This is a genomic window from Halobaculum marinum, assembly GCF_029338555.1.
Classification (GTDB): Archaea; Halobacteriota; Halobacteria; order Halobacteriales; family Haloferacaceae; genus Halobaculum; species Halobaculum marinum.
Window position 1 is genome coordinate 1837738 of the sequence record NZ_CP119989.1, and the last position, 13189, is coordinate 1850926.

Genomic DNA, 13189 nt, shown 5'->3' on the forward strand with positions numbered 1-13189 from the left:
CTCACCCGATAGGCCCTCCTCCGTCGTCGCCGCCGTCAGCCTCGAACGTCACGCGCCGGTGGAGCAACAGCGCGACCCCCGCCGCCGCTCCGACCGCGGCGACGCCGAGGACCGGCGGCAACGGTGCACCGTCACCCCGCTGTCCACCTCGCCCGGCGCGCCAGTCGGCGGCGTAGCTCTCGCGGTAGTAGTCGGCGACGGCGTCGCCCTCCAAGGCGACGACGACCTCCCGGTTCTCGGTTGCGCTCGTCGGGTTCCAGTTGAGCGAGCCGACGACCGCCGTGTCGTCGGCGACGACGCCCTTCGCGTGGACCTTCCCGAAGCGACCGTCGGGGTCGGCGACGCGCGCCTCGAACGGCACGTCGGCGCGGTCGGCCCAGTCGTTCAGTCGCTCGGCGAGCGCGGCGTTCTCCTCGGCGACGTACCACGCGTTCGACAGCAGGAGTCGCACCGTGACGCCGCGCTCGGCGGCCCGACGCGTCGCCGCGAGCAACGGTCCGTCCGCTACTGTCGGCTGGAGGACGTCCACCCGCTCGTCGGCGTCGTCGACGACGGCGACGACACCTGAGGCCGCGTTCCCGGGAGCCGTCAACAGCGTCACGCGCTCGACGCGCACGTCCGCCGGGTCGTGTCTGGTGGGGTACGTCTCGTCACCACCGGCATCGTCGGCGCCGGCGTCGTCTGCGTCGGTGAACGCCCGTCCCGTGCGAAACTCCCGCCACGGGACGGCGTCGCGCCACCCGGCGTCCGACCGGTAGAGGAAAGCGAGCGCGTCCGCCGAGCGGTCAGACCGGAGGACGACGCCCCACCCGCGACTGTCGGCGCCGCCGGTGCCGCTCGGCTTCCAGTTCTCCGTCAGCACGACCGCCGTGTCGTCGGCGACGGCGTACTTCGCGTGATGGTAGCGGAACCGGGCGCGAGGGCCCGCTACCACCCGAACCTCGACGCCCGCGGCGACGAGTCGGTCGAGCAGCGCCGCCTGTCGCTCGGTGATCCCACCGACTGGGCCGCCGTCGAGGAGCACGCGAACCGTCGCGCCTCGTCCCTGAGCGTCGATCAGTGCTTCGGCAACGCGCTCGGAGGCGAAGGTGTAGCCCGCGAGCAACACCCGGTCGGTGGCTCGTCGGATCGGCGCGACCGGTGGCCCGGGGGCGTCTGGGAGGACGAACGCAGTCGCCTCGGTCGCGCCGAGTGACTGGGGCGAGCGAGCGTCGTAGCCGACCGGTCGCCACTGGGGGTCGGCGCCGTCGACCCACCGCTTCCCCTCCGGCGCGCGCTCGTACGACACCACGTCGACTACCTCGCCCTCCTCGCCGCCCGCGCCCGCCCGCGCGAGGACGAGCCGCTCCCCCGCGTTCGACAGCGAGAGGTCCGCGTCGAGCACGCGTCCGTCCGGTGGGTCGACGACTGCCCGCGGGTCGCCGGTCACGACGACGACGCCGCCCGTCTCGCTGTGGATTCGGACGGTCGACTCGCCGTCGCTCACCGTCCAGTTGCCTGCCGGGACGGCGACGGCGACGTACTCGCCCGCGTCGTCGTCGGCGACGGGGTTCGGGAGGACCACGTCGATGTGCGGGTCGGTGGCGGTGGCCGCCGACTGGTGTCCGGCGACGGGGGCGACCGTGACCGCCGAGAGGAGGAGCACGAGCGCGGCGACGCGCGCGATTCGGGCGGCGCGGGCGGGGCGGGACACTACGGGCGAGTGGTCCCGGTATCCCACTTCAACGTTCGCACCGTCGGTCGGGTGGGCCCGTCGGCGGCGCCGTCCGGTGTGTTTTTGCCCCGACGACGGCGGGTGTCCGTATGGTCACTATCGCCGAGGGGGTCCACCTCGCCGGCGCCGCGTTCGGCGCCGTCGGCGGCGCCCTCATCGCGTTGGAGTTCTTCCAGGTGCCGTCGTACGTCGAGTACCGCGAGGAGTGGGACAGCTACGACCTCGACATCGCGCCCGAGGAAGTGCGCGAGCACACGAACCTCGGACGGGCGGGCGGTCTCCTCGTCTCGCTGGGCTTCGCGCTGCTGTTCGTCGGCGAACTGCTGTAGAACGAGTGCCGCGTCGCGTCGCCGTCGGTCGAGGCTGGCGGTCGCGCGTTACGCCGCGGCTTCCTCGGCGGCGGCGTCGAGCGCGTCGCGGGCCTTCTGCGCTTCGGTCTGGACGATGAACGCGCGATCGTCGTCGTACTCGGCGGCGGCTTCGAGCGCCGCCTCGGTGCCGATCTGTCGGAGCGCCCACAGCGCGGCGGCGCGAACGTTGTCGCTCTCGTCGTCGGCGGCGATGTCCGCGAGCGGGTCGACGGCGCGCGTGTCGCCGATGAGGCCGAGCGCGCGGGCGGCGTACGGTCGCACCTCGTCGCTCTCCATCTCGAGTTTGTTCGCGAGCGGTTGGACGGCGTCCGCGTGGCCGATTTCGCCCAGCGCTTTGAACGTCACCTTCTGGAGCGCCGGATTCGAGTCGGAGTCGACGTAGTCGACGAGCGTCTCCACGGCGTCTTCGGCGGCCATCTTGCCGAGCGCCTTGATCGCGGCCTGGTCGCGCTTGCCGGCGCGCTGGTGCATCGCCTCGAACGCGTCCTGGTCGTTCATCCGGGTGATGGCGTCGAGCGCGTGCTCCTCCATGAACTCCGAGCCGAGCGAGTCCAGCGCGAGCAGCACCATCTCGACGTTGCCCTGCTGTTCGTGCTCCTTCAGCGCCGCCAACTCCGGCGGGTAGTCCTTGTAGTGGCCGAGCACGTCGTAGAAGCCCTGCGCCTGGAGTTGCTCGTGGGTCTCGAGGTCGTCCCACTCCTCGGCGTCGTCGACGCCGGTCGCCAGCGCGTCGCTCGCCTCCAGCAACGCGGCGATGGTGTCGGCGTCCTCGTCGGCGTCGAGGTCGGCGTCCTCGACGGCCGCGACGGGCTCGTCGAGCGCGTCAGCGAGCGCCTCGGGGTCGTCGTCACCGGAGCGGTCGAGCTCGGCGTCGAGTGTCTCGTCCACGGCGGCGAAGAACTCGTCGACGACGCCGGGCAGGTCCGCTTCGCCGGCGTCGGTCCACCGGGTGTCACGGAGCGTTCCCTGCACGTCCTCGACGTCGTCGACGACGTCGGACGCGTAGGGACCGCGTTGTTCTTCAAGGTCGTCGCGGAGGTCCGACAGGCGCGACTCCAGTTCCTCGCGCGGGTCCTCGGCGTCGTCGTCGTCTTCGTCCGGTTCCGGGAGGTCGGCGCTCTCCAGGTCGGCCTCGACGTCGTCGAGGTCCGCCTCCACCTCGTCGAGGTCCGCCTCGGTCTCGGCGGCCTCGAGCGCCTCGGCTGCCTCGTCCAGCCGGGCGTCGAGGTCCTCTGCGGACACCTCGGGGACGAGGTCCGTCTCCTCGGCCGGGTCGTCGTCGCTCATGGCCGACGATGGGTGTGTCGGCTACAAGGGCGTTTCCATATTCCGGGCCCGCGACCGGTGCGGTTCCCCGTCGGGCCGGCGGCCCCGACGACCCGCACACGTTGCAGGTATACAAACTACTGTTCTCGGTGACGAAAGTCAGCTTGGCTCAAACTATACTTATCGCAGATGGACGCGTAGTCTCACCTACAGATGAGCACCCACAAGCACGTGCGCAAGTCGGCTGGCGAGGTCACCGGGTCGGAAGCGCTCCGCATGGACGCCGAGCGGGCCGAACAGGTCGTCGACGCGCTCAACACGGACCTCGCGGCGACGTACGTCCTCTACCACCAGTTGAAGAAGCACCACTGGAACGTCGAGGGCGCCGAGTTCCGCGACCTCCACCTGTTCCTCGGTGAGGCCGCCGGCCACGCCGAGGCGTTCGCCGACGAGTTGGCCGAGCGGGCGCAGGCGCTCGGCGGCGTGCCGCACGCGTCGATGACGACGCTGGAGGCCGAGGCACCCATCGCTCCCGAGAGCGAGGACGTGTACGACATCCGCACGTCGCTGGAGAACGACATGGGCATCTACGGCGAGATCATCGAGACACTCCGCGAACACATCGAACTCGCGGACCGACTCGGCGACTTCGCCACGAGCGAACTGCTCCGCGAGAACATCGTGACGGTCGAGCAGGACGCCCACCACATCGAACACTACCTCGAGGACGACACGCTCGTCTTCGAGGGCGCGATGGAGTAAGGTCGACCGAAGGGTCCCCGAGTTTTTGGGTCCGAACTGCCCGGATCGGTGCGACGCCAGTTCGTTACTGCTCGACAGTGACCGTCAGGTCAGTCGCGATCCAGCCGTCGGCGTTGTCGTCTTCGGTGAACACCGTGCGGTCCGGCCGCGTCCGAAGCGCCGTCACCTTCACCGGCGGTCTCGCCTCGCGCGCCGCCGCGTCGGCCCGGTAGTCCCCGAGCAGGTCGTCGGTCATTGCCACCACATCACCGGTCGCTGGAGAAATATGTTTTGGTGCGCCTAAACCGTTGGATGGCCGACGAGTCCGCCCTGATGTCCCCGCTCGAAACGGGTGACGCCTCAGTCGTCGCGACCGATCCCGCACCCGGAGATGGTGACGCCTCAGTCGTCGCGACCGATCCCGCACCCGGAGATGGTGACGCCTCAGTCGTCGCGACCGATCCCGCACCCAGAGATGGTGTCACACTCGACGCCGCGCTCCTCCAGCGCGTCGACGACGGCGTTCATCCCGATGGCGTCGCTGGCGATGTGACCCGTGACGACGAGGTTCTTGTCGGCGTCGGCGAACTCCTCGCGCAACTCGGCGGTGTCGCCGGCGCCGACGTGGATGTAGAGAACGGTGTCGACGCCGTGTTCGAAGTAGGCGCGCGCGACCGACGCGCCGCCGTTCGTGCCGGCGGCGTGGTGGACCGCGACCTCCCCGAGGTCGTTGTCGCGGTCGCCGAGGCGCAGGCGCACGTCGGTGTCCGCGTCTCGGAGTTCCGGAATCTCGCCGAGTGCGTCGACGAAGTCGCCGGCGGTCGCGTCGTCGGCGAGGTCGTCCGCGACCGCGCGGAACACGCGGCGACCGTACTCGTCGGGCGCGAGGTGCGTGTTGAGGTACGGTTGCTCGAGCAACTCCGCGACGCTCGGGTCGTGGCGGTAGTTCATCGAGTGACCACTGTGGTCCATGCGCGAGCGGAGGTCGGCGACCGCCTCCTCGGCCACGTCCTCGGGGACGCCGTGGGCGGTCATGAACTCCACCTGCGTGTCGAGCACCTCGGGGAAGTCGAGTCGCGCGCTCATCCCCGTCGGGTGGTGTGCGAGCGCGAGGTCGTAGCCGAGGTCGTGGGCCAACTGGATCTCGGGCGACTCCAGGTCGATGCCGACGAGCGCCGTCTCGATGTCGTCGCCGGGCACGTACACCGTGCTGTCAGCCGGCACCTCGTCCCAGTCGACGAGGTCGAGACTGATCCGCATGATCTCGTCCGTCGTGAGTCCCATGTGGACACCGAACCGCAGGGGAGTTGAAAACGCCTCGAAACCGGCAGCCTGCAAGCGGTGGCTCCGACCGTCGGTCGCGGGTAGGGGCAAGTCCATCGCTCGTCGCCAGCCGTTTGTACCGCCCCGGGCGTACGAGACACATGGTCGACCACCTGTTCTCGCCGCTCACGCTCCGCGGGACGGAGATTCCCAATCGCGTGTTCGTCTCGCCGATGTGTCAGTACTCCTCGCCGGACGGCCTCGCGACCGACTGGCACCTCGTCCACCTCGGGTCGCGCGCCGTCGGCGGCGCAGGCCTCGTGATGACGGAGGCGACCGCGGTGTCGCCGGAGGGGCGCATCTCGCCACAGGACCTCGGGATCTGGACCGACGAACAGCGCGACGCGCTGGCACCCGTCGCGGACTTCGTCCGCTCGCAGGGGTCGGTGCCGGCGATCCAACTCGCCCACGCGGGACGGAAGGCCTCCACGTACCGACCGTGGGAGGACGAGCGCGGCCCCGTCCCGGTCGACGAGGGTGGCTGGGAGGTCGTCGCCCCGTCCGGACCGTACCCCCGCGACGGGGACGAGGCGCCGACGCACACGCTGACGACCGACGAGATCGAAGACGTCGTCGTTGACTTCGCCGACGCCGCCGAGCGGGCGCTGGAGGCGGGCTTCGAGGTGGCGGAGGTGCACGCGGCCCACGGCTACCTGCTCCACGAGTTCCTCTCGCCCGTGGCGAACGACCGCGACGACGAGTACGGCGGCTCCTTCGAGAACCGCACCCGCCTCCTGCGGGAGGTCGTCGACGCGGTTCGCTCGGTGTGGCCCGACGACAAGCCCGTGTTCGTGCGCATCTCGGCGACCGACTGGATCGACGACGAGCCGTCGTGGGACGTCGAGCAGTCGGCGCGCCTCGCGCCGATGCTCGCGGAGGCGGGTGCGGACCTGATCGACGTGAGCGCGGGCGGCATCTCGCCCGACCAGGAGGTGCCGTACGCGGGGCCGAACTACCAACTCCCGTACGCGGAGGTGATCCGGGAACACGTCGAGGACGTGGGAGCAGACATCGCGGTCGCCTCGGTCGGTGGGATCACGGAGCCGGAACAGGCGGAGGCCATCGTCGCAAACGACCGGGCAGACGCGGTGCTCATGGCTCGGGAGTTCCTCCGGTCGCCGTACTGGCCGCTCCACGCCGCCCACGAACTCGACGCAGACGTCGAGTGGCCCGTGCAGTACCGCCGCGCGAAGCCGCGCTGACACGGCGCGTCGCCGGGCGGGCGGTCACTCCTCTCTGGACAGTCGCTCGCGGCGGCGCTCGAACTCCTCGTCGCTCAGGTCACCACGAGCGTACGCCCGACGAAGTTCCTCGACCGCCGCGTCGCGCTCGTCGGCACCGACGAGCGCCCGGTAGCCGAGGTAGCCGAGGCCGAGCACGACACCGACCACGAGCAGTCGCGACAGTGTCCACACGGCGTACGCCCACCACGGGACAGAGTCGGTCGCCCACATCCCGCCGCCCCACGCGCCCCCCATCATGCCGCCGACGCCCAGCATCCCGGTCCCCACGAACAGGGTCGGGAGGACGAGCAGCAAGCCGAGCGCAATCAGGACGGCGACGAGAATCGGACGGTCGGTGGCTCTTGTTGACATCGTTCGTGTCTCCCGAACGGGGACGTCTTCGCCCCGCGCTCGGCGTCACTGTACGTCTCGCCCGGGCAATATCGTTCCGACAGATCGACACGACTGGGAATCGACGGTGGTCTCGTCGACGGACGATTTTGCCCCACCAACTGTTATCCCCCACGGAGACAACACGATCCGTATGTCCGCTCCCTCCCGTGACCCCCGAGACAGCGAGGATATCGCCGCCCTCGTCGAGGAACTGGAGACGACCCTGTCGCAACTGCGTGCAGAGTTGGCCGAGCGCGAGGGACGTGCCCCCGACACTCGCGACCGGCGTCCCCGTGACCGGTGGGACGACCGCCGACGCACAGACCCCCCGCGTCCGCCTGCCGTCGGTGAACTGTTCCGGTTCACCAGCGACTACACCATCCCGACGGTCGTCGCGATTCTGGAGGCGACCATCGAGGCGCTCGAACTCCTCCAGGGCGTCGTCGACCTCGCCGCGCCCGGTGAGACGCCGGAGCGACGCCGCCACCGCGACCGTCGGGACCGCCGCGGACTCGGGCGCACGATGCTGTCGGACGCGCTCGCGGACGGCGTGTCCTCGGCGACCGACCGCGCGAGCACCGACGCCGCGGACGCGTTGGCCCGACTGCGGGAGGCGCTCACGGAGGCGGACCTCCCGACCGACGAGGAGAGCCGGGACCTCGTCGCCGACGCGCGCGAGTTGAGCGCCGAGTTGGAACGACGCGTCCGTGACTCGCGCGCGACGGTGGACCGCGAACGCGACCGGGAACGCCGTGACGCCCGTGGCTCCTCGGCGGGCCACTCCGACGGGCCGGTGACCATCGCCGTCGGCGACCCGGACGACGAGGAAGCCGGCACGGACGACGGCGAGGAACGCTCGGACGCGCAGGCCGACGACGAGGGCCCCGCGCCGCCGTCTGTCGACGTCGACGCGGAACTGGAGTCGATCAAACGCCAGATGGGGAAGGGCGACGAGGACACCGACGTCGACGCTGGCTCGGCATCACCGGAGTCGGATAACGACGGCGACGACGAGTCCGAAGACGAGTAACTCGACTCGTCGGCGTCACCGCTCCGGTGTCAGCAGCAACAGCAACCAGATTCGTTCTCGGTGGGCCGCGCGGCCGGTCGGCAGCAGCAACAGCAGCCCGTGCGAAGCGCGAACAGCAGCGCGACGGGCACCTCGATTCGCTCGGTCGGGTCGATATCCGTACAGCAGTCACGACAGCACACTGCTTGCGTCATGCGGTCGCTCAGACGCAGGCTGCCACCCTCTACTGGCGGGCTCACTGTCGGCACGGAAAGCCACTGTCGCGTGTGACAGTCGGCGACGAGGTTATCTGCGGATGGGGTCATCTGTGGGTGTGACCGCGAACGACCCCGACGACTGGCGTCGACGCCTCGACGACCTCCACGACGCGCTCTCGGGCAAGTGGGCACTCCACGTCCTCAGGAGCCTCCGAGACACGCCACGCGGCTTCGGCGAGTTGCGCGCGGACCTCGACGGCGTGTCCGAGAAGACGCTGTCCCGCCGACTCCGCGAACTGCGGTGTCGTGGGCTGATCACCCGCGAGATGCTCCCACGGTCGCCACCAGAACCGCGCTACAGCCTCACGCCCGCCGGCGACCGACTCGTCACCGTCCTCTCGGGGATGGAGCGGTCGGTCGAGTACGTCGACTGCCCAGACGAGTACGGCTGTGCCGACGACTGCACGGTCGCCACACTCGACCCAGCGGTGACTCGACAGGCGCTGTTAGAGCAGTGTTGAGGGGCGTCGTCCAGCCCCCGAGGAGTTCGGTGGGCCGCAGTCAGCCGAGCGCCGTCAGCGACTACGACTCGTCGACCGGCCGGAAGCGGAAGCCGTCCCACTCCTGGCTCGCTGGCTCGCGGATGCCGGCTTCGGGGTCGCGCAGTTCCTCGGCGTAGACGGGTTCGACCGCGTCACCGATGTCGATGTCGCCGGTCGTCGCCTGTCCGATCGCACGGACCGGCTCGCCGTCCACGTCGAACTCGACGATGGCGACGTGATTCGGCTCGCGGACGCCCGGTGGCGTCGCCGTCGACGTCGTCCACGTGATTACCGTCGCCGTATACTCGCTGAGGTCGACCGTCTCCACCGGTGCCTCGCCGTCGGGGCCGACCGGGTGCGCGGGGTAGGTGATCGACCCGTCGGGGTAGCGGGCCGCCTCGAACGCCGGCCCGCCTTCGCGCTGGTCGCTCACGCGTCCACCCCCTCGAAGATGGCGGTGGTGACACAGTTCCCGAACCCACCCACGTTGCACGCGAGGCCCACGTCGGCGTCGACCTGGCGCTTCCCGGCTTCGCCGCGAAGTTGCTGAACGATTTCGTACGCCTGCGCGACGCCCGACGCACCCAGCGGGTGCCCCTTCGACTTCAGGCCGCCGGAGGTGTTGATCGGGAGGTCGCCGTCGCGGTCGGTGCGACCCTCCTCCACGGCCTTCCACCCCTCGCCCTTCTCGGCGAAGCCGAGGTCCTCGAACTGGAGGAACTCGAGGATCGTGAACATGTCGTGGAGTTCGGCCACGTCGACGTCGTCTGGCGACAGGTCGGCCATCTCGTACGCCTGCTCGCTCGACTCGACGACGCCGCGCATCGTCGTGGGGTCGGCGCGCTCGTGGACGACGTGGGTGTCGGTCGCGCCGCCGATGCCCGAGACGGTCACGTAGTTGTCGGTGTACTCCTCGGCGACCGAGACGGGACACAGCAGGAGCGCCGCCGAGCCGTCGGTGATCGGGCAGAAGTCGTACAGCCGCAGGGGGTCGGCGACGATGGGCGAGTCGAGCACCGTGTCGAGGTCGACCTCCTTTCGGAACTGCGCGTGGGGGTTGTCGACGCCGTTCTTGTGGTTCTTGACGGCGACCTTCCCGAGACTCTCGCGGGGTGCGTCGTACGTCTCGAGGTACAGTCGCGCGGTCAGCCCCGCGAAACTGGGGAGCGTGAGGCCGTGTTTGTACTCACAGGGGTGCGTCAGGGACGCGATGACGTCCGTCGCCTCGGCGGTCGTCTTGTGGGTCATCTTCTCGCCGCCGACGAGCAGCGTCATGTCGGAGGCGCCGGAGGCGACCGACTGCCACGCGGCGTAGATGCCCGCCCCGCCCGAGGAGGAGGTCTGGTCGATGCGAGCGGTGTACGCCGGCACCGCCTGGAGGTCGTGTGCGAGCGCGTTCGGCACGCCCGTCTGCCCCTCGAACTCGCCGCTGGCCATGTTCGACACGTACAGGTGGTCGACGGCGTCGGCGGCGACGCCGGCGTCGTCGAGACACGCCTGCCCGGCCTCCGCCAGCAGTTCCCTGATCCACGCGTCTCGCTGCCCGAACTGGGTCATGGACGCGCCGATGATCGCAACGTCTTCCATACCCGACCGTCCGCGGCGGCCCACTTCGGCGTTCCCCTTTTCCAACACCGGGGCAGACTCACCGACCGCCCGGACGACGGACTGGATCGATCGGCGTTAAGTGCGCGCCGCCCGGCGTTCCGACACCATGGACCTCGCCGACGCCGCGCCGACTGCGGGTGTGCTCGCCTGCGTGGCGCTGTTGCTCGTGTTGGCTGCACCGTTCGTGCTCATCGCCGACCCCGGAACCGGCCTCGCCGTCTACTACGCCTCCGGCGCGCTCGGCGTCGCGGGCGTGGGTTTTCTCGCGGCGCTGCTAGTGATCGTGTTCCTCTCCGCCAAACAGGAGCGTCGCGCCGCCGACACCGTCGCCGGAGTCGCCCTCGTCGCGAGCGTGGGTCTCCTCGCGTTGGCGCTCGCGTGGGCGCTCGCCGTCGACGTGCAGAACCTCTACTCGTTCCCCGCCTCCGCGAGTTGGATCGTCTGGCACCGCTGGCTCGTCGTCGGCGTCTCGGCTGTCGTGCCGCTCAGCGCCGCCGCGTACGCGCGTGCCGTGCTCTGACCGCGGCCACGACGACGACGCAGTCGGTCGATTTCTTCCACCGATGATAGCGCCGTACCGGAAGGCCCATAAGTCACACCGGACTAGCATGGGGTGGACTAGGTCGGGCAGTTAGGCCCTGCTCGTCTCCCGCCATAGAGTCTTTAGCGGGGACCGAACGCCGGAAGCGTCCGGGACGCCCATCGCGGGCCTCGGAAGCTGACGGAGAAGCCTCGTCCGCCGGGGACGACGGTCCGCCGAGACGCACCCGCAGGGGTGCGCTCTCACGGTTCGTCGGTGGCATCGGGTCAGGCGCGGAAGCGAGCAGCCCACCACCGGACGTCCGTCGCTCGTCGGGTCGCGGGGCGGAGTCAGCGACCGGGATTCCCCACGGTGGAACTCCCAGGCAACGCCGGCCCGTCCGCCATTCATATCGATTTCACTCCGTCAGCGCCGGCGCCGTGTCGCCCTCGCCGTGTCGCGACCGCAACCGCCGAGTACCTGCCGTCCGATGGACCCGTATGAGCAGCGCCGAGGCCGACGGCATCACGGCGACGTACGAAGAGACGGAGACCGAACGACAACTGACGTTCGAGCGCGACGGCACCCGCGCCGCCGTCGCCCAGAACCTGGAGGGGTACGCGATGCTGAAGGTCCGAGACGGCGGCCCCGCCGGCGACGAGTTGGAACGCTACTACGGGTTCGACATGGCGCTGGACCACGTGGCGGAACTGCTGGCCGTCTCCGTGCACGACCTGCCGGTGCCGGAGGAGGCCGCCGACATGGGGATGTAGCGGAAGGAGGAAGAAGGTCCGAGCTTCGCGTTGACTCAGTACGCGTACTCGTCTTCGGTCAACTGGACGTACCGCCCGTCGCGGTGCTGCCACTTGATCCACTGGTACCGCAACAGGAGTTTCGTCGCGCCCCACCCGGCGCCGAACTTCTGCTCGAACATCTTGTACCCCTTCTCGTCGGCGAGCATCCGCCGACCGATGCGGAACGCGTCGTCCCAGTCGTCGGGGCCGTAGCCGCGGCACAACTCCGCCATCGCGACGTTGCGCAGCACCTCGTCGCCGATTGCCTCGTGCCAGCGGTCGTTGTACGTCGACACGTCGCCGTCGGCGGCGAGTTCGCCTGCGATTGCACCCGTGCGCACCGCCACGTGGTCGCCCCCCTCGTGGAAGGCGCTGGTCGCACCCATCGCGCCGCCCGTCACGCAGACGCCGGCGTCGACGGGGCTCTCGATGGGCTTCGTCGACGAGATGGGGTACGTCTCCGTCCCGCGGGTCTTCCCGGCGTCCTCCACGAGCGGGAAGTCCTCCTCGATGTCGTACTCGTCGCCCCACTCGCGTTCGAGGATGCGGCGGACGTACTCCTTGCCCGAGGGGATGCGCTCGTCGTCCTCGTGGATGAGGGCGTACTTCTCCCGATCCTCGACGTCGTCGAGGTCCATCCCGATGGGCATCGTCAGCCCGACCCGGCAGACGTTGTCGGCGTTCGGGAACACCCACGGGTACGCCGTGTGGCCGGGCATGACGCCCCACCAGAACTTGATGGCGCCGTCCACCTCGTCGTACACCTCCTGCGGGAACTTCCGGTACTCCTGGTAGGCGATGTGGTTGTTCGTCGTCGACGCGAGGCGCTCGGACGCCTTCGCGCCCTCGGGGAGCAGGTCGTCGAGCACGCGGTTCGTGACGGTGCGCTGCGGGCCGTCGGCGAGCACGAGGAAGTCCGCACCGACCTGGTCACCAGACCCGAGCGAGAGCACGTGCCGCGGGTCGTCGCCGCCGACGCCCGCCGCCAGGTCCGTCTCCACGTCCTTCACCGACGCCTTCACGCGGTACTCGGCGCCGGCCTCCTCCGCCCGGTCGCGCATGAAGTCGTCGAAGCGGGCGCGGTGCATCGTGTAGCCGAAGCGGTCGTAACTGGACTCGATCCCGGTCGAGCGGAGCGTGCAGGCCTCGTTCGGCCCGATGAACTCCGCACGGTCGAGGTGGTCTTGGACGACGCCTTCGGGGAACTCGTCGGGGTGGATGCCCATGATGTCGACCCAGTAGTCGAGGATCCCGGCAGCGTCCGTCGAGTCCGGCCCGAGGCGCTCGCGGTCGGCGCGGGGGACACCCTTCTCCATGACGAGGGCGTCGGCCCCGCGCGAGGCGGCGGCGTGTGCGGCGGCCGACCCCGCCGGCCCCCCACCGACGATGGCGACGTCGACTCGTTGCATACCGTAATCGGGGCCGCCGTTCGCTCTTAAATCGCCCGAAGCGTCGTCGGGCGGTGGG

General features: G+C 70.0%; 15 protein-coding genes and 1 other RNA gene. 8 read left to right on the forward strand and 8 right to left on the reverse strand.

The window, feature by feature from the left end; genetic code table 11:
• Position 1: 1 nt before the first annotated feature.
• Positions 2-1693 (reverse strand): phospholipase D-like domain-containing protein, encoded by a 1692-nt coding sequence (locus P0R32_RS09475; protein ID WP_276236706.1) that lies wholly within the window; start codon positions 1691-1693, stop codon positions 2-4.
• Between the two features lie 110 nt (positions 1694-1803).
• Between P0R32_RS09475 and P0R32_RS09480 the strand changes: the two genes are divergently transcribed.
• Positions 1804-2043, forward strand: coding sequence for a hypothetical protein (locus P0R32_RS09480; protein WP_276236707.1), 240 nt, complete (start codon positions 1804-1806; stop codon positions 2041-2043).
• Positions 2044-2091: 48 nt separating this feature from the next.
• Here the strand turns inward: P0R32_RS09480 and P0R32_RS09485 are convergent, their stop codons facing one another.
• Complete coding sequence (locus P0R32_RS09485; RefSeq protein WP_276236708.1) at positions 2092-3372, reverse strand: HEAT repeat domain-containing protein; 1281 nt, start codon at positions 3370-3372, stop codon at positions 2092-2094.
• A gap of 192 nt (positions 3373-3564) precedes the next feature.
• Between P0R32_RS09485 and dpsA the strand changes: the two genes are divergently transcribed.
• Positions 3565-4113, forward strand: coding sequence for a DNA starvation/stationary phase protection protein DpsA (gene dpsA / locus P0R32_RS09490; RefSeq protein WP_276236709.1), 549 nt, complete (start codon positions 3565-3567; stop codon positions 4111-4113).
• 64 nt (positions 4114-4177) lie between these two features.
• On the opposite strand, the gene P0R32_RS09495 is transcribed toward dpsA, so the two are convergent.
• Positions 4178-4348, reverse strand: a complete 171-nt coding sequence (locus P0R32_RS09495; RefSeq protein ID WP_276236711.1) for a hypothetical protein — start codon at positions 4346-4348, stop codon at positions 4178-4180.
• 188 nt (positions 4349-4536) lie between these two features.
• On the reverse strand, positions 4537-5376 hold the full coding sequence (locus P0R32_RS09500; protein WP_276236712.1) for a hypothetical protein: 840 nt from the start codon (positions 5374-5376) through the stop codon (positions 4537-4539).
• A gap of 140 nt (positions 5377-5516) precedes the next feature.
• Here P0R32_RS09500 and P0R32_RS09505 point away from each other — a divergent pair, with 140 nt between their 5' ends.
• On the forward strand, positions 5517-6617 hold the full coding sequence (locus P0R32_RS09505; RefSeq protein WP_276236713.1) for an NADH:flavin oxidoreductase/NADH oxidase: 1101 nt from the start codon (positions 5517-5519) through the stop codon (positions 6615-6617).
• A 24-nt stretch (positions 6618-6641) separates the two neighbouring features.
• Here P0R32_RS09505 and P0R32_RS09510 read toward each other — a convergent pair whose 3' ends face one another.
• Positions 6642-7010, reverse strand: coding sequence for an SHOCT domain-containing protein (locus tag P0R32_RS09510; RefSeq protein WP_276236714.1), 369 nt, complete (start codon positions 7008-7010; stop codon positions 6642-6644).
• A 172-nt stretch (positions 7011-7182) separates the two neighbouring features.
• Between P0R32_RS09510 and P0R32_RS09515 the strand changes: the two genes are divergently transcribed.
• Both P0R32_RS09515 and P0R32_RS09520 read left to right on the forward strand, forming a co-directional pair.
• A complete protein-coding gene (locus tag P0R32_RS09515; protein WP_276236715.1) occupies positions 7183-8061 on the forward strand; it encodes a DUF7547 family protein in 879 nt (292 codons plus the stop codon).
• A gap of 313 nt (positions 8062-8374) precedes the next feature.
• On the forward strand, positions 8375-8779 hold the full coding sequence (locus P0R32_RS09520) for a winged helix-turn-helix transcriptional regulator (RefSeq protein WP_276236716.1): 405 nt from the start codon (positions 8375-8377) through the stop codon (positions 8777-8779).
• Between the two features lie 61 nt (positions 8780-8840).
• Here the strand turns inward: P0R32_RS09520 and P0R32_RS09525 are convergent, their stop codons facing one another.
• Together P0R32_RS09525 and P0R32_RS09530 are read right to left on the reverse strand one after the other, a co-directional pair.
• Positions 8841-9233: an OB-fold domain-containing protein gene (locus P0R32_RS09525; protein ID WP_276236718.1), complete on the reverse strand. Its 393-nt coding sequence runs from the start codon at positions 9231-9233 to the stop codon at positions 8841-8843.
• On the reverse strand, positions 9230-10387 hold the full coding sequence (locus tag P0R32_RS09530; protein WP_276236719.1) for a thiolase domain-containing protein: 1158 nt from the start codon (positions 10385-10387) through the stop codon (positions 9230-9232). The genes P0R32_RS09525 and P0R32_RS09530 overlap by 4 nt, the downstream gene beginning before the upstream one ends.
• Before the next feature lie 127 nt (positions 10388-10514).
• Between P0R32_RS09530 and P0R32_RS09535 the strand changes: the two genes are divergently transcribed.
• The 3 genes from P0R32_RS09535 to P0R32_RS09545 all read left to right on the forward strand — a co-directional run bounded on the left by P0R32_RS09535 (position 10515) and on the right by P0R32_RS09545 (position 11701).
• Complete coding sequence (locus P0R32_RS09535) at positions 10515-10928, forward strand: DUF7548 family protein (protein ID WP_276236720.1); 414 nt, start codon at positions 10515-10517, stop codon at positions 10926-10928.
• A gap of 91 nt (positions 10929-11019) precedes the next feature.
• Positions 11020-11334: signal recognition particle sRNA (gene ffs, locus P0R32_RS09540), an RNA gene on the forward strand.
• Between the two features lie 94 nt (positions 11335-11428).
• Positions 11429-11701, forward strand: a complete 273-nt coding sequence (locus P0R32_RS09545; protein WP_276236721.1) for a DUF7111 family protein — start codon at positions 11429-11431, stop codon at positions 11699-11701.
• A gap of 35 nt (positions 11702-11736) precedes the next feature.
• Here P0R32_RS09545 and P0R32_RS09550 read toward each other — a convergent pair whose 3' ends face one another.
• The gene (locus tag P0R32_RS09550; protein ID WP_276236722.1) at positions 11737-13131 is read right to left on the reverse strand and encodes an NAD(P)/FAD-dependent oxidoreductase; all 1395 of its coding nucleotides are present in this window, start codon (positions 13129-13131) and stop codon (positions 11737-11739) included.
• Positions 13132-13189 lie beyond the last annotated feature (58 nt).